At 62.8% G+C, this 23,043-nt stretch carries 15 protein-coding genes; 7 read left to right on the top strand and 8 right to left on the bottom strand.

Annotation, left to right across the window (positions count from 1 at the left end):
• The first annotated feature begins 110 nt into the window (after window positions 1–110).
• On the top strand, window positions 111–1,682 hold the full coding sequence (locus tag CAF73_RS28185) for a glucan 1,4-alpha-maltotetraohydrolase domain-containing protein (RefSeq protein WP_085700441.1): 1,572 nt from the start codon (window positions 111–113) through the stop codon (window positions 1,680–1,682).
• 14 nt (window positions 1,683–1,696) lie between these two features.
• Here CAF73_RS28185 and CAF73_RS28180 read toward each other — a convergent pair whose 3' ends face one another.
• Window positions 1,697–2,689 carry a diaminopimelate epimerase gene (locus tag CAF73_RS28180; RefSeq protein WP_085705197.1) on the bottom strand — a complete coding sequence of 331 codons (993 nt, stop codon included), beginning with the start codon at window positions 2,687–2,689 and terminating at the stop codon, window positions 1,697–1,699.
• 195 nt (window positions 2,690–2,884) lie between these two features.
• Between CAF73_RS28180 and CAF73_RS28175 the strand changes: the two genes are divergently transcribed.
• Window positions 2,885–4,036: an MFS transporter gene (locus tag CAF73_RS28175; protein ID WP_085705195.1), complete on the top strand. Its 1,152-nt coding sequence runs from the start codon at window positions 2,885–2,887 to the stop codon at window positions 4,034–4,036.
• Between the two features lie 65 nt (window positions 4,037–4,101).
• Here the strand turns inward: CAF73_RS28175 and CAF73_RS28170 are convergent, their stop codons facing one another.
• The 6 genes from CAF73_RS28170 to CAF73_RS28145 form a co-directional block, all read right to left on the bottom strand.
• Window positions 4,102–6,525: a TonB-dependent receptor gene (locus tag CAF73_RS28170; RefSeq protein WP_085705193.1), complete on the bottom strand. Its 2,424-nt coding sequence runs from the start codon at window positions 6,523–6,525 to the stop codon at window positions 4,102–4,104.
• 98 nt (window positions 6,526–6,623) lie between these two features.
• The gene (locus CAF73_RS28165; protein ID WP_085705191.1) at window positions 6,624–7,607 is read right to left on the bottom strand and encodes a FecR family protein; all 984 of its coding nucleotides are present in this window, start codon (window positions 7,605–7,607) and stop codon (window positions 6,624–6,626) included.
• Between the two features lie 40 nt (window positions 7,608–7,647).
• Window positions 7,648–8,148, bottom strand: coding sequence for a sigma-70 family RNA polymerase sigma factor (locus CAF73_RS28160; RefSeq protein ID WP_011335117.1), 501 nt, complete (start codon window positions 8,146–8,148; stop codon window positions 7,648–7,650).
• Window positions 8,149–8,256: 108 nt separating this feature from the next.
• On the bottom strand, window positions 8,257–8,970 hold the full coding sequence (locus CAF73_RS28155) for a class I SAM-dependent methyltransferase (RefSeq protein WP_085705189.1): 714 nt from the start codon (window positions 8,968–8,970) through the stop codon (window positions 8,257–8,259).
• Between the two features lie 111 nt (window positions 8,971–9,081).
• A complete protein-coding gene (locus tag CAF73_RS28150; protein WP_085705187.1) occupies window positions 9,082–13,551 on the bottom strand; it encodes a hemagglutinin repeat-containing protein in 4,470 nt (1,489 codons plus the stop codon).
• Window positions 13,552–13,645: 94 nt separating this feature from the next.
• The gene (locus CAF73_RS28145) at window positions 13,646–15,334 is read right to left on the bottom strand and encodes a ShlB/FhaC/HecB family hemolysin secretion/activation protein (protein ID WP_176247779.1); all 1,689 of its coding nucleotides are present in this window, start codon (window positions 15,332–15,334) and stop codon (window positions 13,646–13,648) included.
• 272 nt (window positions 15,335–15,606) lie between these two features.
• Here CAF73_RS28145 and CAF73_RS28140 point away from each other — a divergent pair, with 272 nt between their 5' ends.
• The gene (locus tag CAF73_RS28140) at window positions 15,607–16,728 is read left to right on the top strand and encodes an HlyD family secretion protein (RefSeq protein ID WP_085705183.1); all 1,122 of its coding nucleotides are present in this window, start codon (window positions 15,607–15,609) and stop codon (window positions 16,726–16,728) included.
• The gene (locus CAF73_RS28135) at window positions 16,725–18,317 is read left to right on the top strand and encodes a DHA2 family efflux MFS transporter permease subunit (protein WP_085705181.1); all 1,593 of its coding nucleotides are present in this window, start codon (window positions 16,725–16,727) and stop codon (window positions 18,315–18,317) included. The genes CAF73_RS28140 and CAF73_RS28135 overlap by 4 nt, the downstream gene beginning before the upstream one ends.
• 4 nt (window positions 18,318–18,321) lie before the next feature.
• Here the strand turns inward: CAF73_RS28135 and CAF73_RS28130 are convergent, their stop codons facing one another.
• Window positions 18,322–18,762, bottom strand: coding sequence for a carboxymuconolactone decarboxylase family protein (locus CAF73_RS28130; RefSeq protein ID WP_085705179.1), 441 nt, complete (start codon window positions 18,760–18,762; stop codon window positions 18,322–18,324).
• Between the two features lie 240 nt (window positions 18,763–19,002).
• Here CAF73_RS28130 and CAF73_RS28125 point away from each other — a divergent pair, with 240 nt between their 5' ends.
• The 3 genes from CAF73_RS28125 (at window position 19,003) to CAF73_RS28115 (ending at window position 22,997) form a co-directional block, all read left to right on the top strand.
• Complete coding sequence (locus tag CAF73_RS28125; protein ID WP_085705177.1) at window positions 19,003–19,509, top strand: sigma-70 family RNA polymerase sigma factor; 507 nt, start codon at window positions 19,003–19,005, stop codon at window positions 19,507–19,509.
• Window positions 19,509–20,468, top strand: a complete 960-nt coding sequence (locus tag CAF73_RS28120) for a FecR domain-containing protein (protein ID WP_085705176.1) — start codon at window positions 19,509–19,511, stop codon at window positions 20,466–20,468. Before CAF73_RS28125 ends, CAF73_RS28120 begins: the two co-directional genes overlap by 1 nt.
• A 99-nt stretch (window positions 20,469–20,567) precedes the next feature.
• Entirely contained in the window at window positions 20,568–22,997 is a 2,430-nt protein-coding gene (locus CAF73_RS28115) for a TonB-dependent receptor (RefSeq protein WP_085705175.1), read from the top strand.
• The last annotated feature ends 46 nt before the right edge of the window (window positions 22,998–23,043 follow it).

Below are 23,043 nucleotides of genomic sequence, written 5' to 3'. Positions count from 1 at the left end.
GGTTTTATCGCGAAAGGTTAGCGCCAGCCTGTCAGATCTGACAGGCGACAACTGCTGCGAGCCGGCTCACAGTAAGCCCCAAGGGATCCATCGTTCCCGGGGGGACGACCATGAAAGGGACTTCACCATTTCGCCTGAGCTTCGCTGTCTGCCTGATGATCGCCACAACGGCAGCGGCGATGGCTGGCGTTCGCAACGGCAGCGGTGAAGAAATCCTGTTGCAGGGCTTTCACTGGAACTCAAGCCGCAATCAAACACCTTGGTATTCGGTACTTGCGCAACAGGCGACGACCATTGGCAAAGATGGATTCACCCTTGTCTGGTTCCCGCCACCCTGGATGGATAAATCAAGCTGGTCCAACAGCCAGGCTCAGACTTCCGGTGGTGGCGAAGGCTATTTCTGGAGCAACTTCGACAAGAACAGCGAATATGGCAGCGATCAGCAACTCAAGGCGGCGGCGTCAGCTCTGAAGAATGCCGGAGTAAAAGTCGTCTACGACGTGGTGCCCAATCACATGAGCGACCAAGCGGTCTATTCCATGTTCCCCCGTGGGAGCAATGAGTGGCGGCATGACTGCGCGCAATGTGACGAAGGCGACGCGTTCATGGATGGCGCCGCGGATCTGAACACCGCTCACCCAACAGTCTTCGACGCCTTCAAAAAAGAATTCAGCAACTTGCGCGATAACTATGGTGCTGAAGGCCTGCGCTTTGACTTCGTCCGTGGTTATGCACCGGAAACGGTGGATCGCTGGATGAACGCCTTCGGCAACCAGCAGTTCTGCGTCGGCGAAAACTGGAAAGGCCCCGACGAATACCTGCAGGGCGATTGGCGACGCAGTGCAAGCTGGCAGGATGTGCTCAAGGACTGGTCGGATCGCTCGCATTGCACAGTGTTCGATTTTGCCCTGAAGGAGCGCATGCAGAACGGCTCACTCGCCGATTGGCGCCACGGTTTGAATGGCAATCCGGATCCCGCCTGGCGCGCAATCGCAGTAACCTTCGTCGACAACCACGATACCGGTTACTCACCTGGCGCCTACGGCGGCCAGCATCATTGGGCGTTGCCCGATCCTCAGGTCAATCTTGCTTACGCCTACATCCTCAGCAGTCCCGGCACACCGACCGTGTACTGGCCGCACATGTACGACTGGCAGCGCGATCAACTGATCCGGGAATTGATCAAACTGCGCAAGGCCGCCGGTGTCCGCGCGGATTCGCCGGTTCGCTTCAACACCGCCTATAAGGGGCTGGTCGCCACCACACAGGGCGTGCGCGGCACATTGGTGATCGCCCTGAAATCCGATCTGCAGCAGCTGCCACAGGGCCTGGGCACGCCGACATTGAGCTGGGATAACGGCGATATCCGGATCTGGACCGGCCCTGTCGAACCTGCGACGGTGGCAGTCAACGTGCATTGCGACAACGCCAATCCGCAACCGGGCGAAAGCGTCTATGCAGCGGGTTCATCGCTGGAGTTCGGGGCATGGGACCCGCAGCATGCGCTAGCACTGACATTGGCCAATAACCGCTGGAGCGCCAGGGTTGAGGTGCCGGGTCAGCAAAAACTCGAGTGGAAGTGCATCGTGCGTGGCCAGACTCAGGCGGCGGTGTATTGGCAGGCCGGCGCGAATAACGCATTCACCAGCGGTGCCGTGAACGACACCGTCGGGCGCTTCTGATCTTGAGGTTGCAGCTATTTTTCGTCGCGCACTGCGGTGCCGAACAGACGCACGCCGGTCAGTTCTCCGTCGCGCTCCTCCAGCAGGATTGGCGCCGTACCGCCCGGCATCACCACCTGAACTTCTCCCGCCGACACCCAGCCCACCCGCCACGCCGCGCTCGCCACCGCACTGGCGCTGGTGCCTGAGGAAGCGGTCGGGCCTTCGCCCCGTTCGAACACCCGCGCCACAATGCGTTGATCCCCGGCGCGCATCGCCCATTGCAGGTTGACCCCGGCCGGGCACGGCTGGCCGGCGCCGGTGGGCATGGCGTAGGCGATGGCGGTCAGGCTGTCCGTCAGCGGCGATTCAAGCATCTGTGCGTTGCTCGGCAATGCGGCTTCGTCCTGCACCAGCGTCACGCAATGCGGATTGCCGATGCGTACGAACTGGCTGTGTGCCCAGGCAGGATCGAGTTGCGCCAACGGTCGAACACGGCTGACCTGCGCACCGTTGAACGGAACCGGTTCAACGCCGAGCGCACCAACCGCCGCCGGGCCGAAATCGGGCTGCCCGAGATCAAGCCAGAAGCCTTGCACGCCCGCCACTTGCGCCGGTTTCACCGAGGTCGACACGGGCGACTGCGCATCCTGTTTGTCGTGATGCACCCGCATCGTCGCGCCCTCCTGCGGCATCTGCCCCTGCTCAAGCAGTGCCTGAGAAAAAATCGTCAGGCCGTTGCCGCTGCGCTCGGCCAGCGTGCCGTCGGTGTTGACGATCAGCAGGTCGAAGGGTGGCGAAGATTGAAACGGGCCGATCAGCAAGCCATCGCTGCGATGGGACTTGCTACCCGCTGGACGACGACCTTCGGGCCAATCGCAACACAAGGTAATCGCGGCGTGGCTCCACGCCTGTCGTGACAAGGCACACTGCGTGGCACTGGCGGGCAGATCGATACCCGAGTCGCGCAGCGCCTGCGGTGAAATCACCCCGTAGATATTGCCCCGTGCATCGTAGAACTGCGTCATGAACCGCCCCTCGGTTTCAAGTTGTCAAAGGCGTCACTGTAAAACGCAATTCCCTGTGGGAGCGAGCTTGCTCGCGATGGCGGTGTATCCGTCAATGAGCGTCGACTGACACGACACTATCGCGAGCAAGCTCGCTCCCACAGAAGAGCTGTGCAAGGATGTCCGCTGCTGAAACGTTTTTTGCCAAGGATCGTTATGACCAGCCTCACCCCTCAAGACACGTTCGTTCCCGGACGCCTCGAACAGATCTCCACACGCATCGCCTTTTTCATTGCCGGACTCGGCATCGCCGCGTGGGCGCCGCTGGTGCCGTATGCCAAGGCGCGGGCCGGGCTCGATGAGGGCACGCTGGGGTTGTTGCTGCTGTGCCTGGGCGTCGGTTCGATTCTGGCGATGCCGCTGGCGGGGATTCTGGCCACGCGGTTTGGCTGCAAAAAAGTGGCCACCGGCGGCACGCTGCTGATCTGTGCGGCGTTGCCGTTGCTGGCGACGGTGTCGTCGATTCCTGCGCTGATCGCCACGTTGTTCATGTTCGGTGCCGGGCTCGGCACGGTGGATTCGACGGTAAACCTGCAAGCAGTAATCGTAGAGCGGGCCAGCGGCAAGAACATGATGTCGGGGTTCCACGGCCTGTTCAGCCTCGGCGGGATCGTCGGTGCAGCGGGCGTGAGCGCCCTGCTCGGTCTGGGGCTGTCGCCACTGGCGGCGATGCTGGTGGTGGTCCTGGTGCTGATCGCGGCGCTGTTCAAAGCCGTCCCGCACATGTTGCCTTACGGCAGTGAAAGCTCGGGGCCGGCGTTCGCGGTGCCCCACGGAATCGTGCTGTTCATCGGCGGCATGTGTTTCATCGTGTTCCTCACCGAAGGCGCGGCGCTGGACTGGAGCGCAGTGTTTCTGGCCCAGGAACGCGGGATCGATACTGCCTATGCAGGGCTGGGTTATGCAGCGTTTGCGCTGACCATGACGGCCGGCCGCTTGACCGGTGACCGGATCGTCCGGGCATTGGGTGCGACGCGGATCATTCTGTTTGGCGGTCTGCTGGCGGCGGCGGGATTGTTTCTGGCGACGTTCGCCCCGGGCTGGCAAGCCGCGCTGCTCGGTTATGCGCTGGTCGGTGCCGGCTGTTCGAACATCGTGCCGGTGCTGTACACGGCGGTGGGCAAACAGACGGTGATGCCGGAAAGCATCGCCGTGCCGGCAATCACCACACTGGGTTATGCAGGGATTCTGGCAGGGCCGGCGGTGATCGGGTTTGTCGCCCACGCCAGCAGCCTGAGTTTTGCCTTCGGGTTGATGGCGACGTTGCTGGTGGCGGTGGCGATTGGCGGGAAAGCGCTGAAGGTCTGAGCCTGATCTGATCTGTTCAGATCGTTCCCACGCAGACGGTTCGACGTGGGAACAATCGATGCAGATCAGAAGCCTACGCTGGCCTGCACGAAGAACGTCCGCGGCGTGCCCACATAGATCCCCGAGTTGTTGTCGCTGGAACGGGTGAAGTACTGCTTGTCGAAGATGTTCTTCACCCCGGCGCCAAGCTTCAGGTTCGACAACTGCGCACCAAAGTCATACCCGCCACGCACGTTCCAGGTCACGTAACCCGGAACGTCGCCGTACTGCCCGTCCGCCGTGCCTTCGGTGATGTAATTGCCATTGAAGCTGCCATCAGCATTCACGCCGGTGCCGGGCGAACGCTGTTTGGACTGGGCAAAACCGTCGATGTTGTAGGTCCAGCGGTTGATGTCGTAGCGCAGGCCGACGGTGGCCACCTGACGCGAATAGAACGGCAGGTCGCGGCCCTTGAAGCCTGGAATCTCGCCTTCGTACGTGGCGCGGGTGTAGGTGAAGCCGGCGTTGGCGGTCAGGCCGTCGAGGCGCGGATCGAGCGCCGCCATGTCGTAGTGCACCGAAGCTTCGATACCCTGGTGCTTGGTCGCGCCGAGGTTTGTCCAGCCCACGTCGTTGCTGATGTATTGCAGTTCGTCATCGAAGTCGATGTAGAACAGCGTCACTTCCCCGCCCCACACGTCATCGTTGTAACGCGTGCCGATTTCGTAGGTCTTGGCTTTTTCCGGTTCCAGGCCGTTGGCGGTCTGGTCACCCGAGCCGCCCTGGCCGAGCTGGAAATATTGCAGGCTGCCGAACGACGTCTCGTAGTTGGCGAACAACTTCCACGCATCAGACAGGTGATACATCACGCTCAGCGCCGGCAACGGCTCGTTGCTTTCGATGCTGCGATTTTTCTCCGGCACGCGTTTGCCGGCGGTGTCGAGCACGGCGCGATCATGCCAGTCGGTGCTGATGTGCTCGAAGCGAATGCCCGGGGTCACGGTCCAGTTGCCGACGTCGATCTTGTTGTCGATGTAGACCGAGTTGGCCTCGGTGCCGCCGGTGCGGTCCTGGAATACGTGACCATCGGAAGTTTTGGTGACCACCGGCACATTGTTGACCAGCGCCAGACGGCTCGATTGCTCGTGCATCGCCTCTTTCAAATAACGGTAACCGACGCTGACTTCCTGGGTGGTCGGGCCGACATCAAACACACGGGACACACGCGGCTCGATCCCCAGCGTGTAGTAGGAACGCGGGAACGAGCTGAGGGTTTTCTGATCGCGGGCGGCGATGGTGCTGCCGCGAAAACTGTCGGAATAGTAAGTCAGCACCTCCGCCTGGGTGCGCTCGTCGATCTGCCGGATCCACTTGAACGACACGTCCTTGCGGCGGCCGCTGAACCCATCGTAGTCGCGGTCGGACTGGAACGGTTTGTCGTCGTACTGCTTCTGCGTCAGGCCGCCGGGCATGTCGGCGCTGGCGTCGTAGTAGTGGAAGTTGAGGCTGAAATCGTCCTGCTCGGTCGGTGCCCAGTGGGTCTTGAGGATCACGTCGTCGATGTCGTTGCCGTTGTTGCGCTCGCGGTAACCGTTGCCGTTGACGCCCGAGTACAACAGCGCCATGCCGATGCCGTTGTCGGCGGTGCCGCCAAGGAACGCAGTGTCGATGTGTTTCCAGCCACCGTGCTGCGAGGTTTCCAGGGTGGTGCCGATTTCACCGGTGGTTTTTTCCGGGATCGCGCGGGTCACGAAGTTGATCACGCCGCCGACGTTCTGCGGCCCGTAACGCACCGAGCCGGCACCTCGGACCACGTCGATGCTGTCGAGGTTGCCGGAAGAAATCGGCGCCATCGAGAGTTGTGGCTGGCCATACGGGGCAAACGCAGCCGGCACGCCGTCGATCAATACGGTGGAGCGTGGCGACAGACGCGACGTCAAACCCCGCACGCCGACGTTCAGCGAAATATCGCTGCCGCCAGTGCCGTTGGCTTCCTGCACCTGCACGCCCGGTACACGGCGCAGCACGTCGCCGACGTTCATCGCGCCCTGCTCGACCATCGCTTCACGACGGATCACCGTACGCGCGCCGGGGTGGTTCTGCACCACGGCGGCGTCGGCGTCGCCGAGCCAGTCGCCGACCACTTTGATGTCGGTCACGCCCAACTCCAGCGGGCCGCTGTCAGCGGAAGTCGGGGCTGGCGACAAGGTCACCGAGCCTTCATTGATCTGGTAATCCAGACCGCTGCCTTGCAGCAATTGGCGCAGGGCCTGCTCCGGAGAAAGATTGCCGTCCACCGCCGGCGCCTGTTTGCCGGCGACCAGGTCCGGGCTGAAAAAAACCTGCAACGAAGTTTGCTGACCGAGTTCGCTCAAGGCCTGACCCAGCGGCTGTGCACGGATGTGAATGGCTTCGGCGGCGAAAGCCATCGGCACGGCGGCGTTGACCGCCAGCGCGAGCGCCAGCGGCAACCAGGAGGATTTTTTGTTTTTAGTGGTGGAGTTTTTCACGTCGAACGGAGTCCTGTGGATCGCAAAAGTGTGCGGCTGTTAATGCAAACCAGTTGCAGTTAAACAGGAAGACGACGAACTCGAAAAAAACCTGAATTTTATTTTGAAATTATTTCCTGGCTGCCGTCGGCAAGGGTGCGCACGGCCACCGGAAGGATGCTCGGCAAGGCCTTGAGCAAGGCATCGGTGTTGTCGGATTTGAACACGCTGGTCAGGCGCAGACTGGCCACGGCGGGGTTGGAGACTTTCAGCGGCTTGTCACGATAACGCGACACTTCCTCGGCGACTTCGCTGAGGCTGGCGTTGTTGAACACAAGTTTGCCGCTGCGCCAGGCCGTCAGTTCCGCCGGGTTGACCGCGTAAGCTGGCGCCACTTTGCCCCGGGCATCGATCCGCGTGCCGAGGCCGGCGGTCAGGCTGATGAAATCGGCATCCGCCGCATCACGACCCTGCACCTTGACCGTGCCCTGTTCCACCGCGACTCGGGTCTGGGTCAGGTCACGCCGCACGTCGAAGCGGGTGCCGGTGACCGTGACCTTGCCGCTGCCGGCCTCGACCACGAACGGGCGGGAAATGTCGTGCTCGACGCTGAACATCGCTTCGCCTTCGGTCAGCTCGATGAGCCGGCGATCCTTCTCGAAACGCACCTGCAGGCGGCTGCGGCTGTTGAGGTCGATCACTGAACCGTCCGGCAACGCCACATGCTTGCGCTCGCCGAGCCCGGTGGCAAATTCAGCGCTGTAACCCGACGGATGATTCAAACCGCTGAACAGACCGAGCCCGAGCGCCACCGCGACCACGCTGGCCGCCACGGCATAACGCAACAACGGACGGCGTTCGCGCCGCGCTGGCGGGGTTTCGCACAAAGCTTTAAGCCGTGGCGCCGGCAGCAGATCCGCCGCCGTCCACAAGCCTTGCAGCAACTGGAATTCGTCACGGTGCTGCGGATGCTGGTTCAGCCACGCGTCGAAGCGCTGCTGTTCGTCGACACTGATGGCCGGCTCCTGCAAACGCACAAACCAGCGTGCCGCGTCATCACGCACCGTTGTTTGCCCGCACGCGCAATCACGAGTATCCGTCATGGAATGTCCTGTTTGGCTGGGGATGAAAAGACGCCACGGCTCATGATTGCGCCCCGTCCAGGCGATCACGCAGATGCCGCAGGGTGCGGATCATATACTTTTCCACCATGTTCCTGGACAGGCCCAGGCGTTCGGCGATTTCCGCCTGGGTCAGGCCCTCGATCTTCTGCCAGACGAAGATTCGTCGGCAGTTGACCGGCAGCTCCGTGAGCGCGCGTTCGATGGAATCGGCCAGCTGGATCGCATGCATGTAATGCTCCGGATCGCCGGTCGGCGACTCACTGAGATCGATCGCCTCCGACTCCATGGCACCCCGCCGGTCCTCCCGCCGATAGCCGTCCACCGCGATGTTGCGCGCGGTCTGATGCAAATATGCCCGGGGTTGCTGCACCGCCGACGAATCGGATTCGAGCACCCGCACAAAGGTGTCGTGCGCCAGATCCTCGGCCTGCGAGCGATTGCGCAGGCGACGGGTCCAGGTGCCGATCAACTCTTCGTAATGCTCGAGAAAGCCGGGTCTGCGGGGCAGCATGGGGATCATTGCGGCGCGCTGAGGAAAGGGGCGTGAATAGTAATGCTTCCTATTAAGCCGAAGCAACGTATTCCTCGGGAATGCCGACGAAGCTGTTTTCCCTACCCCTCCAGCGCTCTAACCCGCGTTAATCTCTGCCTTGCGCGAGCAGAACCACCCGTGCATCAAACCCGCCTGAAAGAACTGGACCGGCGCCTCGAACCCGGCCGACTCGATCAGACCGGCGACTTGCGGCGCCGGCAGGATCGCCACATCCCGGGCATAGGCCAGACGCGCTCGCTCGAGCATTTGCGCCGGCACCTGGGCCGATTCCATCAGCGTCATCCAGTGACGCAGCAATGCTTCATAGGCCGGCGATGCGGTGTCAGAGGCAAGATCAGCATTCGCCAGAACCCCGCCCGGCAGCAGACGACGGGCAATCTCATGGAAAAAGTCGATACGGGCCTGGGGATCGAGCAAAAACTGCGATACCAGAAAACAGGTCGCACCGTCGTAACCGGATTCATCCGTCAGCGTATCGAGATAGCCTTCATGAAACCGGCAACGGGCGAGAAAACCGCCCTCTTTCGCTCGCTGACGGCATACGTCGAGCATGGCGCCCGAAGGGTCGACTGCGGTGAATTCCCAGCCGGGAAACTGCTGCGCCAGATGCGCCATTTCCACACCGGTGCCCACGCCGACGCAGAGTATCCGGGCATTCGCCGGCAAGCCCGCGAACACGGAATCCAGCAGTAAATACAGGGCATCACGCAAGGGCGCCATGCCGCTCCACTGTTTGTCGTATACAGCTGACTGCTGGTCGAACAAGGCCTTGAGTGCTTGATTGTCCATGGAAACCTTCCTCTGCATCGTGATCAAGTGCACCGCGCAGATCGCGGTGCACATTCCATTATTGCAGGGCTGTCAAGCCCCCCGGCTGAGCAGCCCTGAACGCAGGGTGGCTCAGCCTTTTTCGTCAATACCTGCCTGGAGTGGCTGACTGTCCAGATGACCGCCAAGCGTCACCGGGCCGACTTTCAGGTTGCCGTTTTCAAGGGAAACCTTCGGTGCGTTTTCTTCGGTTTTGTGTGGCAGGTCCAGGCCGGCTTTCACACCGTAGTCGAGATTGCTCAGGTCGGTGCTGCTGACCTTCGAACCGCCCAGATCGACCTTGCCTTCGGTGGCAGTAATCCGCGCGCCGGTCAGCTGCGTAGCGCCACCGACAGAGAGGTTCACACCCTGGCTACCGCTAATACCGGAAGCCTGTTTGATGCTGTCCTTGTGCGCGTATTCGCCTTCGACTTTCAGCATTGGCTTGTAGTCGGTGCCCGCGAGTTTTCCCTTGTCGTCGGCTGGAGTCTTTTTGGCGCTCAGGCCCAGATCCACATCAACCTCGGCGTGATTGCTGGAGTCCTGACGGCTTTCGACCGACAGATCACCGGCCACTTTGCCACTGACGTTGCGCGCATCGATCCGCGCACCGCTCAGGCTCGTGTCGCCCGCGCTGTTCAACACCACCGTGTCAGCCTTGATCTGACTGTTCTGCTGGGTGGTGCCTTGCAGGTAATCCACGCCAACTTTGGCTCCGGCGTTGAAGCCGTGGTCGCTGCTGACTTTTTCATCGGCGGCGGTTGGTGTGCTTTGGCTCAGATTGCCGCCGGCGCTCAACGCCACATTCCAGTTGTTGCGGTGGTCGGTGGACTGCGCGGATTCCTGAACGAAGCCGCCCTTCTGCGCGTCGATGCTGACGTTTAGGGCGCTGACCTGAGTGCCTTGCAGATGCACCGAATCACCGCTCAGCGCGATGCCGTTCTGGCTGTTGAGCTGGCCACCGGTGAGGGTTTGCGTGTTCTCATTGACCCGACCGATGTTGAAGTTGCCGCTGAGGTTGCCGCCCTGATCGTGGCTCTTCTCGCTGCTGCTCTTGCTGCCGCCCGCCTTCAGCCCACCGCCAAGATTGCTGCCGTTGGCGACGTGGGTGTCGGTGGCCGCTTGCAGGTCGAGCTTGCCGCCGGCCTTAAGGTCGATAGCGCCAGCGCTGTCGACTTTCGTGCCTTGCTGAACCTGATTGCCGCCGCTGCTCAATTGCACCGGGCCGTTGCCGCTGAGGCTGGCGACGTGCGCCTGGCTGTCGGTGGTCTGGTTGCCTTGGTGATCGAGCTGGAACCCGGCGCCGAGATCGACGTTGGTGCCGTCGGTGCCCGGCAAGGTGCCGACGGTCAGCGAGCCATTGCCACGCAGGCTGGCGCTGTCGCTGCTCTGACGGTCGTTGGCCTGATTCAGGGCCAGATCACCGCCGGTCTTGACGCTGACACCACCCTGCCCGCCATCGAAACGACTGCCTTCGAACTGTGCATCGCCGCCGACATTGATGTGCACACCCTGATTGCCAGCGTAACCGCCGACTACTGCGGTGGTGCTGTTCTTGCTCGACTGGCTGCTGCCACCCGCACCGCTGCCGGCCACGTTCACGTCTTCACCGGTCTTGGTGTAGACGCGCACATCGACCTTGGCATCCACCTCGTTGTCGGTGCTGCTGCGGGTGTTGCTGGCCGCGTCGGCCACCAGTTTATCGGCGCTGATGTTTACTTTGCCGGCGCTGGCGTTGTACTGCGAGCCCTGGTCGTGCAGCGTGCCGCCGACCTTCACATCCACGGTCTGGCCGTCGAACCGGCTGACCACGGCGTTGCTGCTCTGCCCGGTTTTATCGGCGCTGGCGTGACCGATTGCCAGGTCGATACCGACGTTCGGCTGACCGAGATTGGCCAATGCATCCTTGTCCGGCACCTTGCCGTCGAGCACTTCTTTCACGGCGCCGGCAATCGGCCGGGCGATGTCTTTGTACTCGACGTTGGCGCCGATGTCCGCCGACCAGTTGCTCTCTTTGTGGGTGCTGCTCTCGGTGTTGTGGGCGGCGCGGTTGTCGACTTCGTTGGCGGCGACGTTCAGACCGTTGCCGGCCTTCAGTTGCGCACCTTCGGTGACGAGTTTGTCAGCGATGATGTTCAGGCTGCCGCTGCTCTGCACGCCGGTGGTTTGCGCGGTGGTTTTGCCGGTGGTGTCTTGCGAGGTGCTGTGCGAGAAATCCACACCGCTGCCCGCGCGGTCGAGGCCGCCGGTGTAATAGAAACCGCCGCCGATGCTGCGGGTTTCGGTCGAGGTGCCGTGGCTGTCCTGCTCGGCCAGCAACGAGACGTTCTTGCCGCTCAGGGTAGTGTCGCCGCCGGTGGATTTGACCTCGGCGCCCTTGAGCGTCACGTCACCACCCGCCGTCACTTGCACGCTGCCGCCGCTGAGGCTGGAACCTTGCTGGGTGACGTCGTTGGTGGTGACGGTTTGCGCCTTGTCTTCGTAATGCACGCCGGCGCGATATTGCTCCGCCGTCTGCTCCCTGGCGTAGGCGTCAAAGCCACGGGTTTGCGTGCTGTTGCTGCTGTCACGGGTGTTCTGCGTCGAATGCACATTCACGTCACCGGCCGCATCCGCTGTCAGCGAACCGCCGGCCTTCACCGTGGAACCGGCGACTTCGATGTCCCTGGCGCTTTTCAGCTTGAGATTGCTGTCAGACGCCAGCTCGCTGCGCACCGTGGTGCTGTCCTTGCTGTTCTGACGGGACTCGTTCTTGGTGATGCCGAAGAACTTGCTGTCCTTGTCGTGGTTGTTGCTGTGCGAGGTGTCCTGCACGCCGTCGATGGTCAGCGAACCGTTGTCGCTGATCACGCTGGCGTCCATGGCGCCACGCACCTGGCTGCCGCTGATGCGCACATCGTCAGCCTTGACCAGCAGTTTGCCGGCGGCGTTGATCTTGCTGCCCTGATGCCGGGTCTCGCCCTTGTCGGCGTCGCCGGTCTTGCCGAAGAAACCGCCGCCGACCAGGTCACCGGAATAGCGATTGTCGCTGCTGCGATGGGTGTGGGTCGCGGTGGTGATTTCCACCTGTTTGCCGGCCAGTTGCAGATCACCGGCGCTGTCGACTTCGGCGCCTTCGGAGCGCAACAGTGCGGCGGTTTGCAGGGCGATGTTGCCGGCCTTCAATTGGCTGGTGACGCTGCGCTGCTCTTCGCTGCTGCTGTCCCAATCGGCTTTCCACAGGTGTTTGCGGTGCTTGCCCTGATCGGTCCAGATGTGGCTTTCAGTGGCGGCGGTCAGGCGCAGGTCACCGCCGCTTTGCACGCTGAGGTTGTTCTTCGCGTCGACCTTGGCGGCTTTCAGTTCGGTGTCTTTGCCGGACGACAGTTGCGCATCGCGGCTGGCGATGATCTGGCTGCCGTGCTGGCGCGAATCGCTGTCGGATTTGCTGCGCTCGTAGGTTTCCCAGGTGATGCCGATGGTGCTGTTGTTCCAGTTTTCGCGCTGTTCCTGGAGCTTGCGGCTTTCGACAGTGGTCAAGGTCAGGTTGCGTTTGGCCTCGACCTTCACGTCGCGACCGCTGACATCAGTGGCGGCCAGGCTCAGGTCCTTGCCGCTGTGCAGGCCGACGTCGCCCTGGCCGCTGCGAATGCCGGCACGGGTCGCGTCGAGGCTGTCCGGGGTCGCCTGACCGCTGACGCTCAAGTCGCCCGCCGAACGAATCTGCACACCGTCACGCCCGGCGACTTGCACAGCGCCGACCTTCACGCCAGCGCCTTCGGCGGTGCTGACGATGTTGATGCGCCCGGCCTGCATCGCGCCGAACAGGCTGGCGTCGATGCGTTGATCGGTAGTGTTGCCCGCCGGGTCCACGGCTTTCACCTGGCCGCTGGCGTAGTCGATCTGATTGCGCCCGACCGTGAGGTTCAGTTGGTCACGCGCAGCAATCGCACCCTGGCTGTCGATGCGCGGTGCGATCAGGTTGATCGAGCCTTCGCCATTGCGCAGGCCGCCGCTCTGAATCTGCAACTGGCCGGTGGCGGCGCGGGTGCTCAGCGCTTGCAGTTTGCCGTCGTTCAGCTCGGGACGGCCGACCACCAGATTGGCGTTCGGCGTGTTGATGAAGCTGCCGCCGTTCACCGAAATGCCGTTCGGGTTGGCGAGCACGTAGTCGGCAGCGCGACCGAAGATTTCCTGGGCGCCGTTGATGGCCGACGGGTTGCGGCTGATCACTTCGTTGAGGATCACGCTCGCGGCCTGACCCTGCAATTGCGGGTTGGCCGCCAGTTGCCCGGCGAGCTGCGATTGCCCGGCCTGCAAGGCGTTGTTCAGGACGAGGCCCTGGCGGTCGACGTTGTAGTCGAGGAACTGGTTGTGCGACAGGCCCGATCCGTTCGGCGCGACGATGTTGACGATCGGCACGCCGCCCTGGGTCTGCAATTGCGCGGTGCCGCCGGGGCCGGGCGCGACCACCACACCGCCGGCCATGGCGCCCGGCAGATGAGCGACCAGGAACAGGCTGGCGATGGCCCAGCGCAGTTTGCCCCGTGGGGAAAGATGAAACGCAAAGGTGTTCATTGGCATAAAAAACTCTCCGTGTAGTGCGGCATCACGTTGCGCGTTGAGTTACAGGCCACGGCTGTCGCGCTCAGGTCCGATGGCTGTTGTTCACTGATGTTCATATCTGCAATCCGACCCGCATCAGCCAGGTTTCAGGCTCGCGGTGCAGTCCGGTCGGGGTGGTCAGACTGCGTTGGTAATCGACATCCACTTGCAGGTTTTTCCAGCCCAGGTTGAGGCCGATGCTGGCACCGCTCAGGCGTTGAACCGACGCGCCGTGATCGGCCTTGATCCAGCCGTGGTCGAGGCCGACGCGCGGGGTGAGCTGCACCGGCAAATCGGTGCGTAGCGGCAGGCGCAGAGTGTTGCGCCAGATCGCGCCACTGGCGCCGGACGCGCTGCTGACCCGGTAACCGCGCACGGCGGAATCGTCGGTACCGAGCAGTTGTTCGATCGCCGGCAACGGATCCGGGCTGTACTGCAAATTGAGCTGGCTCTGCCATTGCCAGGCTTGCGCACCGAGCTGGCCGTTGCGCCACTGGCTGAGGCCGGCGCGGTACTTGCGAAACTGTGCCTTGGGCAGGTTTTTGACCTGGCGATCGGCATCGTCGTCGGCACCGAACCCGCTTAAACCCTGGGCGTAATTGACGTCGAGGTTCCACACCGCGCGATCGAGCCAGAACAGATTGAGCCCGGCCTCGGCCACGGTCAGGGTCGGGCTCTGAATGCCGAGGCGGACGTTTTCCAGATAACTGTCGACGTCCTTGTGCGCCAGTTGCAGGTTGGCGCTGAGCTGATGGCTCTGGTCGCGCCACAACACGCGGTCGGCGCGCAGGCTGAGCTGATCGGTGATGCCAGTGCTGTGGAAAGTCAGCGTGCTGAGCTTGAACGGCGCGCGATATTCGGCGTGGCTGGCGAAGGTGCTGAACGTCCAGTAGCCGTAGGGGATCGCGTAATAGAGGCTGGCGTTGCGGCTGTAGCGGTCGCCCTGATTGAGGGTGTCGCTGGCACTAAGACTCAACAGGTCGTTGAGTTCGAGCGGACTGTCGAGGGTCAGGCTCAGCGTGTCGCGATCACGGCCGGTGCTGGCGCTGCCGAGGTTGTCGAAACCGGCACCAAGGGCCCAGCGTGACTGCCCGGAAGTACGTGAACGCAGGATGATTTTTGACGCACCGGGCTGGCTGCCGGGAGCGATGTCGGCGGTCAGATCGAGCGAGCGCAGACGGTTCAATTGATCCAGCCCCTGCTCGAGATCCCGCAGGTTCAGCGGCTTGCCGAGCATGCCGGGGAATGCACCGCCGAGGGACACCGGCAGGCTCTGGTCGGCCAGCTCGATGGACTCGATGTAGCCTTCGTCGACCAGAATATCCAGCGACTGCCCCGCCGCCGGCGCGCTGCTCAGGTACGGACGGCTGGCGATATAGCCCTTCTCCACGTACAGCGCGGTGATGGTCGCCAGCAAATGGTTGATCTGGCCGACGCCCATGCACGGCGCCAGCAGCGGTTTGACGCGAGCGTTGAGCTTGTCTTTATCGATCAGCGTGACGCCGCCGATGCGCGTACCGCTCAGGGGCCAGCAGCGTTCGTCGGGGTTGATCGATTCAGGAATGGCCGGGGTGGCAGGCGTCGGACCGAACGCGCCGCGCTCCAGTTGCCGCTTGCGCTGTTCGAGTTGCAGTTGTTGCAAGTCGCGCTGTTGCTGTTGCTGCTGGCGCAGCACCTCCTGGCCAAGGACTGGAGCTTCGGCGGCGAGAACGCTGGGCGCACACACGCTCAACAACAAGGCCGAAAACAGCGGGCGAGGCATGGAACGACTACGAGAAACAGCGCAAAGCAAATACGTCACTCAACATCCTTGCAATCAACTGGCTTAATGCCACCCCATCAATAGCGGTGATAGTCAGAGCCTTCCTACGCAAATGCAAGACGCTTCCTACAGCGCTTACATTTCTTAAACAAATGATCAGCTTTTTTAAACGCCTCCATCTGACGACCGGCGATAAAAATCAATTGCCACAAAATATTACTCGCGTCATATTACGGACGTAATAACCACTCCGCTTTCCCAGGTATTACGCCATGACCAGCATGCCCACCGTAGAACCCGACCTCGCCGTTCCGGTCAGCACTCCCAAACCGCCCCTGCTCAAACGCTTGCTGCTGCCTACTGCCGGCATGGCCGCGCTGGTATTCGCCGGGTTGTACGCCGTGCATTGGTGGGGCGCCGGGCGATTTCTCGAAGAGACCGATGATGCCTACATTGGCGGCGACGTCACGGTGATCGGGCCGAAAGTCGCCGGTTACATCGAGGAAGTGCTGGTCAGCGACAACCAGAAAGTAAAGGCCGGCGACGTGCTGATCCGCCTCGACGCCCGCGACTACCGCGCCAATCTGGCGAAGGCCGAAGGCGCGGTCGCCGCCGAGGAAGCGCTGCTGGCCAACCTCGACGCCACCGAACAATTGCAACAAGCGGTGATCGGTCAGGCCCGTGCCGGCATTGATGCCGCCAGCGCCGAAACCGCCCGTTCGCGGGATGACAACGCACGCTACAAACGCCTGGTGACCACCAATGCAGTGTCGGTGGAAAGCGCACAACGGGCCGACGCCACCTTCAAGACCGCGCAAGCCTTGAGCGCCAAAGCCCAGGCCGAACTGCTGGCCGCGCAACGCCAGCTCACCGTGATCGAAACCCGGAAACAACAGGCCCGCGCCGCCCTCCAGCAAGCCCGGGCCGAGCGTGATCTGGCGCAACTCAACCTCGGCTACACCGAACTGCGCGCCCCGGTCGACGGCGTGATCGGCAACCGTCGCGCACGGGTCGGCGCTTATGCCCAGGCCGGTTCGCAACAGTTGTCGGTGGTGCCGGCCAGCGGTCTTTGGGTCGATGCCAATTTCAAGGAAGACCAATTGGCGCGGATGAAGCCCGGCCAGCGCGTGAGCATCCGCGCCGACGTGTTGTCCGGCCAGCAATTCCACGGCCGCCTCGACAGCCTCGCCCCGGCCACCGGTTCGCAGTTCAGCGTGTTGCCGCCGGAAAACGCCACCGGCAACTTCACCAAAATCGTCCAGCGAGTACCGGTGCGGATCCTGCTCGACCCGGCGGACGGCGTGCTCGGCCACCTGCGTCCGGGCCTGTCGGTGACGGCTGAAGTCGACACCCGCCCCCAACCTGAAACCACCGCCGTGGCCAGCGCGCCATGAGCACCGCCCTCACCGCCTCCGCGCAGCCATTCAATGCCACCGAAATGGCGACGGCGACCAAGGTGTTCGCCTTCGCCACGATGTGCATCGGCATGTTCATCGCGCTGCTGGACATCCAGATCGTCTCGGCCTCGCTGCGTGATATCGGCGGCGGGTTGTCTGCCGGCACCGATGAAACGGCGTGGGTGCAGACCAGTTACCTGATCGCCGAAATCATCGTGATTCCGCTGTCGGGCTGGCTGTCGCGTGTGTTCTCCACACGTTGGCTGTTCTGCGCATCAGCGGTCGGTTTCACCCTGGCCAGCCTGCTCTGCGGCATCGCCTGGAACATCCAGAGCATGATCGCCTTCCGCGCGTTGCAAGGGTTTCTCGGCGGATCGATGATTCCGCTGGTGTTCACAACGGCGTTCTTTTTCTTTACCGGCAAACAGCGAGTGATTGCCGCCGCAACCATCGGCGCCGTGGCTTCGCTGGCACCGACGCTGGGCCCGGTGATCGGTGGCTGGATCACCGACGTTTCGTCCTGGCACTGGCTGTTCTACATCAATCTGGTGCCGGGTATTTTCGTCGCCGTGGCCGTGCCGATGCTGGTGAAGATCGACCGGCCGGAACTCTCGTTGCTCAAGGGCGCGGACTATTTGAGCATGGCGTTTCTGGCGCTGTTTCTCGGTTGTCTGGAATACACCCTCGAAGAAGGCCCGCGCTGGAACTGGTTCAGTGACCAGACGATTCTGACTACCGCGTGGATCAGTGGCCTGGCCGGGCTGGCCTTCATCGGCCGCACGTTGCATGTGGCCAATCCGATCGTCGATCTGCGCGCGCTCAAGGATCGCAATTTCGCCCTCGGCTGCTTTTTTTCCTTCGTCACCGGGATTGGCCTGTTCGCGACGATTTACCTGACGCCGCTGTTTCTCGGCCGGGTGCGCGGCTACGGCGCGCTGGACATTGGTCTGGCGGTTTTCTCCACCGGGGTGTTCCAGATCATGGCGATTCCGCTGTACGCCTTTCTGGCCAATCGCGTCGATCTGCGCTGGATCATGATGGCGGGCCTGGCGTTGTTCGCTTTGTCGATGTGGGAATTCAGTCCGATCACCCACGACTGGGGCGCCGCAGAATTGATGCTGCCGCAAGCCCTGCGCGGGATTGCCCAGCAACTGGCGGTGCCGCCGGCGGTGACGTTGACGTTGGGTGGTCTGGCACCGGCGCGGCTGAAGCATGCGTCGGGCCTGTTCAACCTGATGCGCAACCTGGGCGGTGCAATCGGGATTGCCGCGTGCGCGACCATTCTCAACGACCGCACCAACCTGCACTTCACGCGGTTGGCGGAGCATCTGAACAGCAGCAACGAAGCGGTGAATCAGTGGCTGGCCCAGGTCGGCGGCAACTTTGCCGCGCTGGGTCAGAGCGGCGACGTCGGCCTCACCGCCAGCCTGCGTCAGTTATGGCTGCTGACTTACCGTGAAGCGCAGACGCAAACCTACGGCGACACGTTCCTGATGATCATGGTGTGCTTCGGCATCGCCACGGCGATGGTGCCCTTGATGCGCAAGGTGCAGCCACCGGCCGCGCCGAGTGCCGATGCACATTGATCGATCAGGCTTGCGGGGTCTTACGGAAGCCCACGGCCAGACGGTTCCAGCTGTTGATGGTGCTGATCGCGACGCTCAGATCGACCATTTCTTTGGGCGAGAACTGGGCGGCGACCACTTCATAGTCTTCGTCCGGGGCGTGGGTCAGGCTCAACTGGGTCAGGGTTTCGGTCCACAGCAGCGCGGCGCGTTCACGTTCGCTGAAGAACGGCGCTTCACGCCATGCGGTCACGGCGAACAACCGGCGCGGGGTTTCGCCACCCTTGATCGCGTCGGCGGTGTGCATGTCGATGCAGAACGCGCAGCCGTTGATCTGCGAAGCACGCAGCTTGACCAGTTCGATCAGGGTCTTTTCCAACGGTAGTTTGGAGACAGCGGTTTCCAGGGCGATCATCGCTTTCAGGGCATCTGGGGACGCGGTGTAGAAATCGATACGAGGTTTCATGGCGACTCTCCGGGGCAAATGAATGTGTGGCTACGGTAGTCCCGGGGTTGGGCCAGGCAAATAGCCAATCTCCCGGAAGTCGGGTAGGCCACTCGTTTGGCGTCGGAAAAGAAAGTGTGAAAGGGCAATTGCCAGCACTCGTTCTGCGCCACTAGAATGCGATCAATTCTTAATTGCACCCTAATCGCACTCTCGATTGCATCTCTGGCAACGGACGCCCGAAACGAGTATCTGCCCTTCATGTCGTCACTCGATCAGCCGTTGAATCAGCAAGTCCAGACGCTCTACAGCGAACACCACGGGTGGCTGCAGGGCTGGCTGCAGCGCAAGTTGGGCAGTCGCTGCGATGCGGCCGACCTGGCGCACGACACGTTTTTGCGCCTGCTCACTCGCCAGGTGATCAAGCCGCTGGGCAGCGAGCCACGGGCGCTGCTGACGCACATCGCCAAAGGGCTGGTGATCGACCGCTGGCGGCGTCAGGACCTGGAGCGCGCGTACCTGGAAACCATCGCGCACTTGCCCGCCGCTGAAGTGCCGTCGCCGGAAACCCGCTACCTGATTCTCGAAACCCTGTGGCGCATCGAAGCACTGCTGCGCGAACTGCCCGAGCAGACTCGCGAGACCTTCCTGCTGTCGCAGATCGAAGGCCTGACCTACGCGCAGATCGCCACGCGCCTGAGTGTTTCGCTGATCACCGTCAAACGCCACATGCGTGCCGCGTTCATTGCCTGCCTGAGTGTCGCCTGATGAATTCGTCGATGATCAATCCGCAGATTCTCGGCGAAGCCGCCGACTGGCTGGTGCAACTGCATTCCGGCACCGCGACCCCGTCCGACCATCAGGCCATCGCCCAATGGCGCACCCGCAGCGCCGAGCACGCCATTGCCTGGCAGCGGGCCGAAGCGTTGTTGGGGGATTTGCGCAGCGTGCCGGCCAACGTCGCGATCCAGACCTTGAAACGCGCGTCCCGCAAGGAGGGTCTGAGCCGTCGCCAGACCCTCACCCGCCTCGGCTTGCTGTTGATGGCCGGGCCGCTGGGCATTGCCTCGCAGCATGTGCCGTGGGAGCAATGGACCGCCGACCAGCGCACCGCCGTCGGCGAGCAGAAGAACCTGCAATTGCCGGACGGCACGCAATTGCTGCTCAACACCGACAGCGCCGTGAACATCGCTTACAGCCCGGCCGAGCGCCGGGTGCTGCTGCTCAATGGCGAAGTGCTGATCAACACCGCCAGCGATGCTGCCGCCCGCCCGTTCATCGTCGAAACCCCACAAGGCCTCGCCCGTGCGCTCGGCACGCGGTTCTGCGTGCGTACCGAAGGTTCGCGCAGCCAGGTGTCGGTGCTCGAAGGCCAGGTTCAGATCACCCCGCAATTGCTCAAGCAGAATGCGATTCTCAAGGCCGGCGAGCGCCAGCGCTTCAAGCTCAACAGCTTCGACAGCGCCGAAACCTTCGACACCGCCAGCCTGGCCTGGGACAAGGGCATGCTGCTGGCCAGCAACATGCGGCTGGACGAATTGCTCGGCGAACTGAGCCGCTATCGCCGAGGCGTGCTGCGCTGCCATCCGGACGTCGCGGCGATGCGCGTGTCCGGGGCGTTTTCCCTGCGCGACACCGACGCCAGCCTGCGCCTGCTCAGCGACACGTTACCGCTGAACATCAACAGCCTGACCCGCTATTGGCTGTCGGTGGAGCCCCGTGTCTGAACCCTCGGAAAATATTTTCAGTATTCGCTGATACCTTTTCGCGTCTCGTCCGGTGAGTGGATAGACCTTTCAATTCCACGCCCCCGACAGGAACACCGAATGACCGCAATGCCATTGCCCCGCCCCGCCACGTTTGCGCTCAAAGCCCTGAACCTGAGCCTGGCTCTGGCCTTCAGCGCACTGTTGCCGACTGCCGCCAACGCCGCCGACAGCGTCAGCGAAAGCGCCAGCCGTACCGTCAACATCGGCCCCGGCCCGCTCAGCCATGTGCTGGCGCAGTTTGCGGTCAGCGTCGGCGTGCCGCTGTCGTTCGATCCGGCGCAACTGGGCAATCGCCAGAGCCCCGGCCTGCAAGGCAGCTACACCGCGCAGAGCGGTTTTGCCCGGTTGCTGGAAGGCAGCGGTTTCGAGCTGATCAGCACCGGCCACAACGGCTACACCGTGGCCCCGAAAGTCGCGGCGGACGGCGCGCTGGAACTGGGCGCCACCAATGTCAGCGCCCTGCGCGACGACAGCGGCGCCACCTACGGCGGCGAACAGGTCGCCCGCCGCGCGCAGATCGGCATGCTCGGCAACCAGGAGGTCAACGACCTGCCCTTCAGCGTCACCAGTTACACCGCCAAGACCATGGCCGATCAGCAGGCGCAAACCGTCGGCGATGTGTTGCTCAACGACGCCTCGGTGCGCCAGTCCAACGGCTTCGGCAACTTCTCGCAGATGTTCATGATCCGTGGCCTGCCGCTGGCCTCCGATGACATTTCCTATAACGGCCTCTATGGCGTGCTGCCCCGGCAGATCATCGCCGTCGAAGCGCTGGATCGAGTGGAGCTATTCAAGGGCCCGAACGCCTTCGTCAACGGCGTGACCCCGAGCGGCAGCGGCATCGGTGGCGGGATCAACCTGCAACCTAAACGCGCGATGGACACGCCAACGCGCAGCGTCACCCTCGACTACAGCGCCGACGGCCGGGTCGGCGGGCATCTGGATCTGGGCCAGCGCTTCGGCGAAGACAACCGCTTTGGCGCGCGGGTCAACCTGATGCAGCGCGAAGGCGACACCGCCGTCGATGAAGAAGACCAGCGCTCGTCGCTGTTCAGCGTCGGCCTGGACTATCGCGGCGATCGCCTGCGGGTCTCGACCGATTTCGGTTATCAGAAGCAGGTGATCAATCAGGGGCGCTCGGTGATCTATGTCGATTCGAGCCTGACCAAAGCCCCCAAGGTGCCGCACGCCAACGCCAGCTACGCCCAGAGTTGGAGCTACTCGCAACTCGAAGACACCTTCGGCATGGCCCGCGCCGAATACGACCTCAACGACAATTGGACCGCCTACGTGTCCGGCGGCGCCAAGCACACCCGCGAAAACGGCGTGTACTCGTCGCTGACCGTCACCGACCTCAACGGCAACGCCCGTGGCGGCATGCTCTATTCGCCACACGATGAAGACAATAAAAGCGCAATGGCCGGGCTCAACGGCCGCTTCGACACCGGCCCCGTCACGCACCAGTTGAACCTCGGCTGGGCGGGCATCTGGGGCGAGCAACGCTCGGCGTTCGAAACCATCGGCGCGGCCGGGCGCTACAGCACCAACCTGTACAACGTCACCGACAAACCGCGCCCGACGCCGACCTCGTTTGCCAGCTACATCAACGACCCGCGCATCACTGGCAAGAACATCCTGCGCAGCGAGGCGATTTCCGACACCCTCGGTTTCGTCGATGACCGTATCCTGCTGACCCTCGGCGTGCGCCGCCAGGCACTGAAAGTCGACGGCTGGAGCACCGCCACCGGCGCCCGCACCTCCAGCTATGAAGAATCGATCACCACTCCGGTCTACGGCCTGGTGATCAAGCCGTGGGAACACGTGTCGTTCTACGCCAACCGCATCGAAGGCCTGGCCAAGGGCCCGACGCCGCCGACCACGGCAATCAACCGCGACGAAACCTTCGCCCCGGTGCGCAGCAAACAGATCGAAGCCGGCGTGCGCGTGGACATGGGCAGCTACGGCGCCAACCTCGGCGTCTATCGCATCGAGCAACCGTCGAGCTACACCCAGGACGGGATCTTCCGGGTCGACGGCCAGCAGACCAACAAAGGCGTGGAACTCAACATCTACGGCGAACCGCTCGATGGCCTGCGCCTGCTCAGCGGCGCGACCGTGATGAAGACTGAACTGGAAGGCAGCAGCAACGGCGTGAATGACGGCAACCGCGCCGTCGGGGTGCCGCGCTTCCAGTTCAACCTCGGTGCCGACTGGGACATTCCGGGGCTCGAAGGCGCGGCCCTCAGCGCGCGGATGTTGCGCACCGGCGGCCAGTACCTGAACGCGGCCAACACCCAGAGCATTCCGGCGTGGAACCGCTTCGACCTCGGCTCGCGCTACGCCTTCAAACTGGATGAAAAGCAGATCACCCTGCGGGCCAATCTGGAGAACGTCGCCAATGAAGCCTATTGGGCTTCGGCCAACGGCGGTTACCTGACCCAGGGCACGCCGCGGACGCTGAAGGTTTCGGCGACCGTGGACTTCTGACCGCTCGTCATCCGGCCGGCACCAAGCCTTGTGCGCGTCAGACCAA

The sequence above is a fragment of the Pseudomonas sp. B15(2017) genome (assembly GCF_002113215.1).
In the GTDB taxonomy this organism is placed as follows: domain Bacteria; phylum Pseudomonadota; class Gammaproteobacteria; order Pseudomonadales; family Pseudomonadaceae; genus Aquipseudomonas.
This window is presented reverse-complemented; position numbering and strand designations above follow the sequence as displayed.